The organism is Chroococcidiopsis sp. CCNUC1 (assembly GCF_023546805.1).
Classification (GTDB): Bacteria; Cyanobacteriota; Cyanobacteriia; order Cyanobacteriales; family Chroococcidiopsidaceae; genus Chroococcidiopsis; species Chroococcidiopsis thermalis.
On the sequence record NZ_CP097480.1, the window covers coordinates 2332773 to 2345143 of the forward strand.

The following is a 12371-nucleotide window of genomic DNA, read 5'->3' on the forward strand; positions in this document are numbered from 1 at the left end:
GGTAGTTGTTGGTCACCGATAACTGATAATTGATAACTGGTCACTGGTCACTGTTATGTCTTACCCTCAAGCACCTTGGACGCTTCAAGGCTACGCCTATCAAACTCTGCAACTTCTGGAGTGCGATCGCGTGCGTCCCCTAATTCCTTCAGAATTAAATCTTGTTTCTGTCTTTCCTGGAAAAACCGTTGGCGGTGTCTATTTATCTAACTATGGTGCTGGTTCCGTGCTGGAATACAGCGAGTTAATCGTTGTTGCTGGTTTTGTCAGCTATGGTGGAGAAATTGGCGGTTGGGTTTCTCACATTTATGTAGATAACCCTGATTCTGTAGCGGGTGGTCGCGAGATTTGGGGATTACCAAAGGAAATAGCTGATTTTACCTGGACAGACCGTAACGCGACTGTGAGGCAAGGCGATCGCATTCTTTGCTGTTTGAAGTACCATCAGCAGAACTTTGGTCTGCCAATACCCTTGGGTGCATCTAGCTTTAGTAGTCTAAACTCTAATCTACTCCTGTTTCCCGCTCAATTAAAGGCTCGTTTAGGATTAGTGAGTTCCCAATTAGAAATTCCCCCAGAAAGTCCTTTTGGGGGATTAAATCTCGGTCAACCTTGGTTGACAGTTCATGCTGACCAAATGGAATTGACAGTTGGTCAGCCTTCTATCGTGGGGCAAAGAGATTTAGAATTTAACGTAGTGTGACGAGAGATAACATGTAAAGACGCGAGATTTTGCGTCTTTACATGGAGCATTAATAATCGTATCGGCTGAAACTCTTCCTCTCTACTGCTTCATTTTTCTTAAGCAGTATTCTTTTATCAGTTCGGGAATAAATCGGAATTATCTTTGTAAAATTTTGTGTTTTTGCCTGCTCTTGTTTGGTTGCCAAAAGTGTTTCAACTTTTAGCAAAACTTCATCTAAATCTATTGGCTTGCGAATGAAGCCGTCAATTTTGACCTTTCTTGGGTCTAATTGGGGCAAAGTGTCATAAGCCGTAACTAGCACGATCGAGACTGAAGGTTGATTTTGCGAGATCCACTGCGCGACTTCATATCCATCGATGTTTGGCATCATTACATCTAATAAAACCAAATCTGGTGGATTTGCTTCGATTTTTGCAATGGCTTTATATCCACAGTCTGTGGTATCAACCTCATACCCCTCTGCTTCTAATATTGTTGCCAAAAGCAAACAGTTGTCGAGCAAGTCATCGACAATCAGAACTTGCTTTTTTCTAGAATCAAGCTGGCAGAATAGGTCTTTCATAATTTTAATGATGTGCAATTGATGCTTTCACTGCACTGTCTTCCCTATTTTGCCTGCTCGGATAAACCGATCGCCTCCCGCTAGGGAAATACTCTAGATTGTTTAGCAAGTCAAAAGTTAAAAGTTAGAAGTCAAAGAGGGAAAATGTAGCTACATTAAGACTTGTAACTGCTGCCTGTAGCCGAATTAAATGTGGAACAACTGCGCGAGAAGCCGATCGAACTCTTAATAAAGTAGATAAGTACGGCAGAAAACAGGAAGCAGAAGGTTGTTGTAATTATGAGAAAAATTGCGATCGGGGTTATGGGAGCTGGAGAAAATGCCACAGTCATAGACTGTACCTCTGCCTATGAATTAGGTAAAGCGATCGCCCAACAAGGATGGGTATTGCTTACTGGTGGGAGAAACGTAGGCGTGATGGACGCGGCTAGTCGGGGAGCAAAATCTGCAAATGGCTTAACAGTTGGAATCTTGCCTGGTAGCGATCGCCATGATGCTTCTGAAGCGGTAGATATCGCGATCGCAACGGGGATGGGAAACGCTCGTAATAATATTAACGTTCTTTCTAGTGATGTTATTATCACCTGCGGTACGGGTGCAGGTACAATATCAGAAATTGCTTTAGCTTTGAAAGCAAATAAGCCAGTGATTCTGTTAAATTCTGAAATAGAAAGTCAAAATTTCTGGCAAAAATTATCAGTAAATAATATTTATTTTGTTAGTAGTGTTGCAGCAGCGATCGCAACTGTCAAGACCCTAATTTTATAGAAAAGGTCAGTTCAAGCGTCGGGTGGGCAATGCCCACCTTACTGCTTCAATTCGCAGCCACAGCCTCAGAATAGGACACTTCTTGAAACTGAATCGTATCTTGACGCGGATCGACGTAGGCAACTTTAATTAAAATTTGTTCGCCCAAGCTGACCCCACGTTTAAATGTCATCGGTAGCTGAAGCCCTAAATCTTCAATCAAGATCAGCGCCAAGCGCGAATCTTCCCGCAGCCACATTAAAACGATTGCCTGCCACACATCCTGAGCGTGGCGGCGCAGGTATTCTAAACCCCAATAACGATTGGTTTGCCTTTCTACTAACGACATCTCTTGAGTCATGGCAAACACAGATTGCATCACTTCACGAAGTGCTTCCGCTGAAAACGGTGGAGTTTCACCCCGTAGGTGTGCCTTGAGTTGAAAATGGGTCAGCAAATCGCTATAGCGACGAATCGGAGAAGTTGCCTGAGTATACATCTCCAAGCCCAAACCAGCATGGCGAGTAGGAGTAATACTCATTTCGCTTTTAGGCATACAACGGCGCATAGCACAGGCACGCACGAAGCCAGCCGGCAGTTGTAATAACTCTTCTTCTGGGGGTAACTCGGGCTGCGGCTGACCGCGAAATGGCAGGGCAAGATTATGTGCTTGACCGTAGCGTCCGGCAACTTCTCCAGCCAAAATCATCATTTCCGCCACCAGTTGGCGGGAGGAAGAATCGTTTAAGACTTCAATTGTAATTTCGTCGTCTTTAACTTTAATCGCGGTTTCTGGCAAACTAATACTAATTGCCCCCTGAGACTGTCGCCACGCTTGACGACAGCGCGCCCAATTAGCGATCGCGGCGATTTCTGGCTCGGCTTGTACGCCCAGATCCAACATCTCATCGACATCTTCATAGGTCAGCCGATAGGTCGGTTTGATTAAACTGGCATGGATGGTATATTCTTGGACTGCTCCTGCTGCATCCAAAATGACACCAAAACTGAGAGCGCAGCAAACCTGACCCTGTATTAAGCTCATGGGTCCCGTCGCCAGTGCCACTGGAAACATGGAACTCATACCTGTTGGTAAGTACATGGTCGTACCGCGCCGCCGCGCTTCTAGATCTAATTCATCCTCTGGTATGAGCCAACGAGTCGGATCGGCAATATGTATCCACAAGCGTTCTCGCCCATCAGCTAAGACTTCCCAGCTTACACCGTCGTCAATTTCGCTCGTACTCTGGTCGTCGATCGTGTAAACTTTCAAATGAGTTAAGTCCAGCCGTTGAGTGTCTGGGTCGGGGGGTGGAAATTCTAACCGCTGCTGCGCCACTGATATAACCTCGGTTGAGAATTCTACGGGGATTTGACTGCGACGCAAGTGAAGGTTTTCATGCGGACTCCACAGACCCAAATCTACCAAAAGTTGAAATGCTGTTACGGGAGTCGCGTTACGCCCCAAAGTACTCATAGTCTCCGTCACGATCGCTGGTGGCGGATAAGCTCGTACGAGGGCATCTGGATTTAATCCCTGACGAGTTCCTTCAACTAAAAGTATTGCATACTTGGCGATCGCATCCAGGCGCTGGCGATCGTATCGCTGCCATTCTACGGCTTCTCCCTTCAACGCTCGTTCGGTACGCAACAGAAATTCCTGCTGTTCTCGCGCTCTTGTTGCTTCTACTTCAAGCTGGTGTTTCCGTTCTGCTACCTGGCTAGCAGAACGAGGCTCGTAAGCATCTCCCTTTTGCTTGAAATATATCTTATCTTCAGAAAGCAAATAGTGAGCGGCATAACACAGAGCTTGGCTCTGGTCGGAGAATAATAAGTTTGCCATCTGTGCTGGAGTGGCGCTTTCTCCTGCTTCTATCAGCAGCTCCCACGCTACCTCTAAGCTAGATGGGTCGAGATAAGGTTGTACTTCTGCTAAAAAGTTGGCAATATCTGAGGGTTTGTAAGACTGACCTCGGATTTCGTAAGTAAATTGGCGCGGGGCAAGGCTGTGAGATTGACCGCGATCGTCTATGACAAACCAACGAGTTTTACCATCTGGACGGTCTACCACTCCCAAACGGCGATCGCCTTGCACCCTAAATTCGACTAGCATTCCTTTGTCAATTGTCATTTGTCAATTGTCATTAGCGATTGACATTTCTACTACTCATTTTCTTTAGTCATTTGTCCTGTATACAAATAAACTAACTATTTGCAAAAATACTCGATTTGTCAATTTAAACGCAGATGAATTGCCCGCAGCTACAAACTCTACCAGCAATCTATCTCTCTACAAATGACAAATGACGCATGACAAAAATTTACCCTTCTGGGTTGATGAAAGGTAACAAAGCCAATAAACGCGCCCGCTTGATAGCTACAGTTAAATCTCTCTGTTGCTTAGCGGTTAAGCCTGTGAGCCGACGGGGAAGAATTTTGCCCCGTTCGGTAATAAACTTCCGCAGCAAATCGACATCTTTGTAGTCTATGGGGTCTTGAGGCTTAATCGGAGATAAACGACGACGGTAGAAACTCATGCTTACTTAATTTCCTTGTGGACGGTGTGACGGTTGCAGTGGGTACAGAATTTTTTCAGTTCTAGCCGCGCTGTAGTATTGCGGCGGTTTTTCATTGTCGTATATCGAGACACACCTGCCGATCGCTTGTCTGGATTCGTGCGACATTCAGTGCATTCCAGTGTCACAATAATACGGACACCCTTACCTTTAGCCATAGCTTTTCTAACTCTGGGGTCTTACCAAAATTTAACACAAACGTTTATTATCATATATTTCATCAGGTTTGTGCAAGTCAGTTATCAGTGACTAGTGACTAGTGGCTGGTGACTAGAGAGGAGTTAACCACTAACTACTAGCCGCTAGTCACTCACCAATTACCCATAAACCTTGAATAACAAAGAGGAGTTAAGAACCATGCTGCCAGTCAGCCAAGCGGAGGCAACAATTTTAGACTTGGTGAAACCCCTGGACAAACAACGAGATGCAGAGTTTGTTTCTCTGTTAATTGCCATCGAGCGGATATTGGCAGCACCAGCGATCGGTCATTTAGACTTTCCTCACTGGGATAATTCGGCGATGGATGGCTATGCAGTGCGTTATGAGGACGTACAATATGCTAGTTCACAACAGCCAGTGGTTTTGGAGATAGTTGATGAAATTCCAGCGGGGCGATCGCCACAGCAGTTGATTAAGGCAGGGCAAGCAGCACGAATTTTCACGGGTGCAGTGATGCCAGAAGGGGCTGATACTGTGGTGATGCAGGAACAAACGCAGCGAGAGGGCGATCGCGTCACTATTTTGACAGCTCCTCAACCTCAAGCCTTTGTTCGCCACCAGGCATCCTACTATCAAGCGGGAAAAACCTTATTAGCCCCAGGAACCATGCTGCGGGCGGCTCAAATTGCCGTGCTAGCAGCCGCACAGTGCAATCAATTGAAAGTCTATCGTCGTCCCCGCGTGGCAATTATCTCGACGGGAGATGAACTAGTTCACCCTGAAACTCCATTGGAAATCGGACAACTTGTCGATTCAAATCAGTATGCGTTGACAGCTTTGGTGACGCAAACGGGGGCAGAACCAATACCGATGGGTATCGTTCCCGATCGCCCTTTGGTGCTGCAAAAAGCATTTTCTAAAGCGATCGCGACTGCTGATGTGGTGTTATCTTCTGGCGGCGTTTCTGTGGGTGATTATGACTATGTGGAGGAGATCTTAACGGCTTTGGGGGCGGAAATGCACGTTCGAGCTGTGGCGATGAAACCCGGAAAGCCGCTGACAGTGGCGAAGTTTTCTCCTGCTCATGCTACCGAACGGAAGCCAGTTCTATATTTTGGGCTACCAGGTAATCCTGTTTCGGCTTTGGTATGTTTTTGGCGATTCGTTCAACCTGCTTTACGGAAGTTGTCGGGACTGGCTGACAATTGGGGACCGGTTTACGTCAAAGCGCGATCGCGTCAAGATTTGAGTTCTGATGGCAAGCGAGAAACTTATATTTGGGGACAGCTGCATTTGATCGATGGTTATTTTGAGTTTCAGCCCGCTAGCGGTAGTCTTAACTCTGGCAATTTGATTAATTTTGCTCAAGCTAATGGGTTGGCAATAATTCCTGTGGGGCAAACTGCGGTTGCATCTGGGGATGAAGTAAGAGTTTTACAGTTTGGTTTTCCGATCATGAGTTAGGGTGAGTTTAATGTCACGCATCAGCGAAGCGAAGCCCGATAGGGCGTTAGACACAAAGTCGCAAAGAGAGAAGAGCGCGAAGTAGATGGGAGCGGTTGTGAGGTTATGCTTTGTTTGGTAGGGATGGGCGATCTGCGAGATGGCTTTTAAAGCGACTGTAGACGATTTGGGTTGGCTGCCAGGTAGAAAACCAATATATGTCTTGGATGGCTGTGTAGGAATGGCTCGTTTCTGCGAGTTGAAATTGTACTAAAGCTAGGTTGTTTCTGCCGATCGCTTCTCGTCCTTCTTGAAGTAGGGGAGATTGCCAAAAACAGAGAAGCTGAAGCCAATGACGCTTGCTGCTGTTTGCTTGTTTTCTGGGTGAAATTAGCCAGGTTACGTCGTTGCCAAAGCTGGGGGTGCGAGCGTTTTGTCGTGGTATCCATTCTAGGGTACAGTTCCAATCAGGGGGATGCGATGGATGGGAGTCGGGATCGCGGCGGGATTGTGACGCTGAAAGTTCGACCATGTTTGGTGGGTTACTCCAACCTTTCCAATGGCGGACTCGTTCTGGAAGCAACCAATCTTTTAAGCGGGTGTGAACGATCCGCGTCAGAGTTTCTTCATTTTTCAAAGCACTGCAAGTTAGCTGTGTCAAAACAGAGTTAGATTCGCCTAAGTTAGATTTACGGGTGAGGCGAACCATCGAGCTGTAGTGAATGTCTCCAGATAAGACGACAACTTGTCGGCGTTGCTCGAATAGGACGATCAAAAGTTGTGCGAGAGCTTCTAAATTGATGTTCCAGGCATCGCCAACATCTGTGGCGAAGACTTTGTTGCGGCGCAATTGCCAATGGTGAATCCAATCGATCGCCTGGAGATGAAATACATTAGTCGGTGCGATCGCGAAAGTGAGTTGAATTTGGGTTTCAGATGCCGATTGTTGCAGCGGTAGGCGCAGTTGTTGTTCGAAGGCAGTCGGACACAATAGCATGGGTGGTGCGCTCGATTTTTCTTCGATGGGATAGCCTCGCCACGTCCGTGTATCTAAGACGATCGTTTCATGACAATGACTCCTGACTGTATAGTGCCACGCGATCGCTTCTGGATGTCGTTTGAGGATTAATACCGTACCATCCTCTACAAAAGTTGGTAAATTCGTCTGTGCGTCGATGAGGGGCATTCCGACATAACGAGCAATGCGATCGTAGGCAACAGTGTCAGTCCCGCTCGATGACGACCAGTCGGCAGCAGCAGCCAGGAGTTCTGCACCCGCTTGTCCTGCGGTAAATTGCTTGGGTGTGTTGCCCCATGCTTGAAACATTGCATAGGCTAATAGTGCATTTTGTACTGTCCTGCGTCCTAAAGGTCGTCCCAAAACGCGCAAGCACCAAGCACGATTGAGGTTCCAGTCGTCGCTGACATCATGATCGTCAAAAATCGTGTATGTGGGAATATTGGCAAGAGCGCGTCGTACTTTCCATAGTGTATGGATAAATTGCCGCAATGCCCGTGCTTCTCGATCCCAACGACGGCTAATTTGGCGGCGATCGCTAATTTGTTTTCCTGGGGGAATCTGCATCAGCCAGCACGTCGGCGACCAAGCTAGCAAATAGCAAGCATAGTACTCGCCTAAACTCAGTAAGTGACTGTTGACCTTACCACGTTTATTGTGGAGTCCAGCTGTAAAACCCGCGTGAGTAGTGGCAACTTCAGCTCGTCGTCCAAACGGTAGCTGTTGCGGTGTATAGTACTCTACATCATCGGGTTCTCGCCAACCTACAGGTAACTTTTCTTCCCAACCCAAGAGAGCATCGCCCAGAGGACTAGCAACCCACAAAAAAGGTTCGGCAACGTCATCGCCATAGATTTGATCGCCAGTGAGAAACAGTTGGTGGGGACGGTGTTGAGGTTGAGCAGCTCTATCCTCGATTAAGCTGTCAAGAATTGGTAAGGCATCATATCCACCCCCGTGTGGTTTGCGACAGGAACCTTGGACGATGCGTAAATCTTCTAAACGATGCGGTGGCAGAACAAAGGTAGGTTTTTGATGGGCAAAGTAGCTAATGTTGACTGTAGGAAAGTCGATCGATTGTAAAGCTTGTTGTAAGGTTTTTGGGCTTTGCTGTGGGTCGTCGAACGAAAACTGAAGGTCGTAGGCATAGAGGCGATCGCTATTCAGATTGTTTCCATTAGACTTAGCAGTCACCGCCACCACATGCAGAGACTTTCCCAATGCTACGGTCGGGTATCTTCCTTGCAGTATGCTCGTTCCTAGCACCGTACCCTGATTTGCCGTTTCGTAAATCGTCAGCTCTACCTCAGCAGGTTGTTTGAGCGCTACCCACACTGTGACAGATTCGGCAGTTACGTGTCGTAGAATGGGACCCGCCAAGACAATTGGTAATGCTTGTATTAACTTATCCCAAGCTCGATCTGTCATGGCAAATTATTCGCTCGTCAATAGCGGTTTTCAATTGGGTAAAACACGCGATCTGTAGGGGCGCACATCTGTGCGCCCCTGCAAATGTTACGCACTCAGAAGTTTCGTTCTGGATCTACCAAATATACAGACATCTCAGATATATTTGATACCTGCGACCAATAGTATATGTCCAACGTTCTACTTCCTGTCCTCTGCCTCTTGGCTTATCGATCGCTTTTTAGCAGGTTTTCGGCGATCGGGTGATAAAATGAAAGGCTGCCATGATAGGAAAACTCAACCAAACGCTGTAAGAATTCGTAATTCAGCTTATGAATCGTTAAATTTATTCATACAAAAAACCAAGATTCCTCAATTGCAATCGCCAGATTCGTCTATAAGATCGATTTACGAGTTATAAACTACAGATCGCAAACCACAAGTCACGAAATAGAGATCGCGCTTGGATTGACGTGTAGCCAATGGATTCACCTCGATAGATAGTAGGACAAACTTATGATGAACGACAAGTTAATGCTGATGATTCCTGGTCCCACGCCAGTACCGGAAGCAGCGTTACTCGCCCTCGCCAAACATCCCATCGGACACCGCACCAGCGAATTTAGTAACATCTTGGCAGAAGTGACAGCAAATCTAAAATGGCTGCACCAAACCGAGAGTGACGTTTTGATGCTAACAGCCAGCGGCACTGGGGCAGTAGAAGCAGGAATCATTAATTTTCTCAGCCCAGGCGATCGCGTTTTGGTAGGATGCAATGGTAAATTTGGCGATCGCTGGGGAGAAGTTGCCGAGGCTTACGGTCTTCAAGTCGAGAAAATTACTGCCGAATGGGGACAACCCCTCGATCCCGCAGTATTTGCCCAGAAATTAGCAGCGGATAAAGACAAGCAAATTAAAGCCGTCATTCTCACCCACAGCGAAACTTCTACAGGCGTACTTAACGACTTAGAAGCGATCGTCAGTCACGTTAAGGAACACGGCGAAGCCTTAATGATTCTCGATGCTGTCACCAGCTTGGGTGCGTATAACGTCCCGATGGATGCTTTAGGTATTGATGTTATTGCATCGGGTTCGCAAAAAGGTTATATGATTCCTCCCGGTTTAGGATTTGTTGCTGTTAGCGCTAAGGCTTGGGAAGCTTACAAAACCGCTAAACTACCCAAGTACTATTTAGACTTGGGTAAATATCGGAAATCGACCGCGAAAAATACGACTCCCTTCACGCCGCCAGTGAATTTAATTGTGGCACTGCACGCGACGTTAAAGATGATGAGAGAAGAGGGTTTAGAATCAATTTTTGCTCGTCATCAACGCCTGACTCAAGCGACTCGCGAAGCCGTAAAAGCTTTAAATTTGCCTTTGTTTGCAGCGGATAATTGCGCGAGTCCGGCAATTACATCTGTAGCACCAGATCGAGTCGATGCCGAACAAATTCGCTCGATTTTGAAGAAGAAATTTGACATCGCTCTAGCAGGCGGACAAGACCACTTGAAGGGGAAAATCTTCCGCATCGGACATTTAGGTTTTGTGAGCGATCGCGATATTCTTAGTGCGATCGGTGCTTTAGAAGTCGCTTTACGCGAATTGGGGTATGAAGGTTTCACCCCTGGAGCTGGCGTTGCAGCAGCAGCTCGCGTGTTTGCTTCTTAGTCGTCATTCGTCATTTGTCATTCGTCATTGGCTAGACAACAAATGGCAGATGACAGATGACAACTTAAATCAAAAGAGCGGGTTGATAATTCATCCCGCTCTCTTTGTGTAAGTTTAAATTTATGAGTAAAATTTCTACAACTTCGCCAAAAAAGAAATTTTAGTTTGTGCATTGCTATTTAAAATTTCTACTGTGACACGCTTGAATTTGACTAAATCGTTCATGACACTGCTACGCTCTTTCCAACCAGTCATAAATTCGATCTAGTTGTTCGAGCGTGACTAAGCCATATTGCCATAAGATCATTGGCAAAGGACCAGGATCTTGTTCTCGATGGCGGGTAGCCATATCAATCGATGCTGCCGAAATTGATAAGTCTTCTTGTAGAAATTGCAGAAACTGCATGTACTTTGCTGGTGACATTTGGACTTCACCTTTTTGTTCCAACTGATTATTAAGCATCAAAGACTAAGTAATGAGTAAGTAGTAGCCAGTCTTTTATCTGTCACTTTTCCCAGACTGTCATGAGTATTCTTACTTAATTAGCAAGCTCTTAGTCTAGGATTTACATTATTGTTGCACAGTTACAAATCGGGGGTGGAATAGAATTGTAGCGCAACTTAAATGATTTTCACTTAACTTAGTGCAATGATTAAAAATAATTTAAACCTCTTCACATTTCAGTTATATTTCTAGAGAAAAAAATTCGTACCTACGAAAAGGAATAGATTCGTCAGCCAAAAGTTGGAATTGAGTGATGAGAAGTGGTGTGTGGTGCGCTCAAGGTGGTACGTGAATTAATTTTAGAGTTTGTTGTTGGATTTTGGATTGCTCCCCTGCTCCCTTGCTCCCTTGCTCCCTTGCTCTTCTGCTGCTCTACTATCTACTCCTGTGGATTCATCTACAATCGCTCGCTCTTGACTAGTTACATCATCTGAATTTGAAAGATTTTCCTTTGTCATACTGGCATCGTGCAACCCGCACAATGAATCGAGTCCAGTAGTATCTTGCTTTCCACCCCACTGCCAGCGGTCTAGTACATCTTCTAACAAGACTTCGCGAAACCAAATTTTGCCTACTACAGTTAGAGGTAGCGCCAGTAATAAACCTAAAAAGCCGAAGAACGTGGCAAAAAATACTTGAGCTAGTAAAGTCACGGCTGGGAGTAAAGATACCTGCTGCGCCATGATATATGGTGTCAAAAAATTACTCTCAATTTGTTGAATCACAAAATAGAGAACGAATACGAGTACGGATTTGATCGGCGTATCTAACAGTGCGATCGCCATAGGTGGAATGACACTGATAGTGGGACCGACGTTGGGAATTAAATTGAGAAACCCTGCTAAAACTCCCAATGCCAAAGCTGCTGGTATTCGCAACACTGATAGTCCCACCATACTCATTAGTGCAACTACGCTCGTGCTAATTAAAGCACCAGTCAGCCATTTGCCTAACGACTCCTCGCATTCGTGTAAAATTCCATCTACCCTACGGCGATAAAATGAAGGAAATAATCTCACAAAACCCTGACGGTAAGCATGGGGATTAGCTAACATCATCCCCGTTAATACTAATACAAGTAAAAACTTGATAATAAATTCTAAAGAGCTAGTTACGAAAGCAAAAGAACCGCCCAAGACGCGCTCAAAGAATGGCTGTGCTTGTTTGCTAAGACTATCTACATTTGGTAAGTATGGAGCTATTTGCTGGGGAACGCGAGTTCCTAATTGCTCTATCCAAATGTTGAATCGATCTAAACCTCTAGGAACCCTGACTGTAAGCTCTTGGAACTGCTCGATAAATGGTGGAACAATTAACCAGAAAAAACCAATAACTCCAGCTAGAAATATACCAACTGATAAGACAACAGCAAGCGATCGCCGCATTCCCGATCGCTGAAATCTTCTGGCTAATCGATTTAAGGCAGTCGATAAAATAACTGCGGCAAATAATAATAAGAGAATTTGGCGAATTTGCCACAGAATATAAATAGAAGCAACGATTGCTAATAAACCGAGCCATTGACCGAGGTTCATTGGTAATAGGTAATAGGTAATGGGTAGTTGGTAGTTGGTAGT

General features: G+C 45.7%; 11 protein-coding genes. 4 read left to right on the forward strand and 7 right to left on the reverse strand.

What is annotated here, in order from left to right; genetic code table 11:
• The first annotated feature begins 55 nt into the window (after positions 1-55).
• On the forward strand, positions 56-703 hold the full coding sequence (locus M5J74_RS10940; protein WP_127025238.1) for an acetoacetate decarboxylase family protein: 648 nt from the start codon (positions 56-58) through the stop codon (positions 701-703).
• Between the two features lie 49 nt (positions 704-752).
• Here M5J74_RS10940 and M5J74_RS10945 read toward each other — a convergent pair whose 3' ends face one another.
• Positions 753-1268, reverse strand: coding sequence for a response regulator transcription factor (locus tag M5J74_RS10945; protein WP_250016606.1), 516 nt, complete (start codon positions 1266-1268; stop codon positions 753-755).
• 279 nt (positions 1269-1547) lie between these two features.
• Between M5J74_RS10945 and M5J74_RS10950 the strand changes: the two genes are divergently transcribed.
• A complete protein-coding gene (locus M5J74_RS10950; protein ID WP_015154141.1) occupies positions 1548-2036 on the forward strand; it encodes a TIGR00725 family protein in 489 nt (162 codons plus the stop codon).
• Between the two features lie 46 nt (positions 2037-2082).
• On the opposite strand, the gene M5J74_RS10955 is transcribed toward M5J74_RS10950, so the two are convergent.
• The 3 genes from M5J74_RS10955 to rpmG all read right to left on the reverse strand — a co-directional run bounded on the left by M5J74_RS10955 (position 2083) and on the right by rpmG (position 4749).
• A complete protein-coding gene (locus tag M5J74_RS10955) occupies positions 2083-4140 on the reverse strand; it encodes a ribonuclease catalytic domain-containing protein (protein WP_106216051.1) in 2058 nt (685 codons plus the stop codon).
• Between the two features lie 196 nt (positions 4141-4336).
• The gene (rpsR, locus tag M5J74_RS10960) at positions 4337-4552 is read right to left on the reverse strand and encodes a 30S ribosomal protein S18 (protein ID WP_015154143.1); all 216 of its coding nucleotides are present in this window, start codon (positions 4550-4552) and stop codon (positions 4337-4339) included.
• Positions 4553-4554: 2 nt separating this feature from the next.
• Complete coding sequence (gene rpmG / locus M5J74_RS10965) at positions 4555-4749, reverse strand: 50S ribosomal protein L33 (RefSeq protein ID WP_015154144.1); 195 nt, start codon at positions 4747-4749, stop codon at positions 4555-4557.
• A 199-nt stretch (positions 4750-4948) separates the two neighbouring features.
• On the opposite strand from rpmG, the gene glp reads away from it, so the two are divergent.
• A complete protein-coding gene (glp, locus tag M5J74_RS10970) occupies positions 4949-6214 on the forward strand; it encodes a gephyrin-like molybdotransferase Glp (RefSeq protein ID WP_106167011.1) in 1266 nt (421 codons plus the stop codon).
• Between the two features lie 103 nt (positions 6215-6317).
• On the opposite strand, the gene M5J74_RS10975 is transcribed toward glp, so the two are convergent.
• The gene (locus M5J74_RS10975; RefSeq protein WP_250016608.1) at positions 6318-8639 is read right to left on the reverse strand and encodes a PhoD-like phosphatase; all 2322 of its coding nucleotides are present in this window, start codon (positions 8637-8639) and stop codon (positions 6318-6320) included.
• Positions 8640-9137: 498 nt separating this feature from the next.
• On the opposite strand from M5J74_RS10975, the gene M5J74_RS10980 reads away from it, so the two are divergent.
• Complete coding sequence (locus M5J74_RS10980; protein WP_106167009.1) at positions 9138-10289, forward strand: alanine--glyoxylate aminotransferase family protein; 1152 nt, start codon at positions 9138-9140, stop codon at positions 10287-10289.
• A gap of 232 nt (positions 10290-10521) precedes the next feature.
• Here the strand turns inward: M5J74_RS10980 and M5J74_RS10985 are convergent, their stop codons facing one another.
• Positions 10522-10752: a DUF2949 domain-containing protein gene (locus tag M5J74_RS10985; protein WP_015154149.1), complete on the reverse strand. Its 231-nt coding sequence runs from the start codon at positions 10750-10752 to the stop codon at positions 10522-10524.
• Between the two features lie 341 nt (positions 10753-11093).
• Positions 11094-12329: an AI-2E family transporter gene (locus tag M5J74_RS10990; protein WP_250016610.1), complete on the reverse strand. Its 1236-nt coding sequence runs from the start codon at positions 12327-12329 to the stop codon at positions 11094-11096.
• Positions 12330-12371: the final 42 nt, after the last annotated feature.

Bases quoted from the DNA above. Each gene is read 5' to 3' on its own strand.
- rpmG (WP_015154144.1), bottom strand. From the start codon at position 4,749: ATGGCTAAAGGTAAGGGTGTCCGTATTATTGTGACACTGGAATGCACT.
- M5J74_RS10940 (WP_127025238.1), top strand. From the start codon at position 56: ATGTCTTACCCTCAAGCACCTTGGACGCTTCAAGGCTACGCCTATCAA.
- M5J74_RS10990 (WP_250016610.1), bottom strand. From the start codon at position 12,329: ATGAACCTCGGTCAATGGCTCGGTTTATTAGCAATCGTTGCTTCTATT.
- M5J74_RS10980 (WP_106167009.1), top strand. From the start codon at position 9,138: ATGAACGACAAGTTAATGCTGATGATTCCTGGTCCCACGCCAGTACCG.
- rpsR (WP_015154143.1), bottom strand. From the start codon at position 4,552: ATGAGTTTCTACCGTCGTCGTTTATCTCCGATTAAGCCTCAAGACCCC.
- glp (WP_106167011.1), top strand. From the start codon at position 4,949: ATGCTGCCAGTCAGCCAAGCGGAGGCAACAATTTTAGACTTGGTGAAA.
- M5J74_RS10945 (WP_250016606.1), bottom strand. From the start codon at position 1,268: ATGAAAGACCTATTCTGCCAGCTTGATTCTAGAAAAAAGCAAGTTCTG.
- M5J74_RS10985 (WP_015154149.1), bottom strand. From the start codon at position 10,752: ATGCTTAATAATCAGTTGGAACAAAAAGGTGAAGTCCAAATGTCACCA.
- M5J74_RS10950 (WP_015154141.1), top strand. From the start codon at position 1,548: ATGAGAAAAATTGCGATCGGGGTTATGGGAGCTGGAGAAAATGCCACA.
- M5J74_RS10975 (WP_250016608.1), bottom strand. From the start codon at position 8,639: ATGACAGATCGAGCTTGGGATAAGTTAATACAAGCATTACCAATTGTC.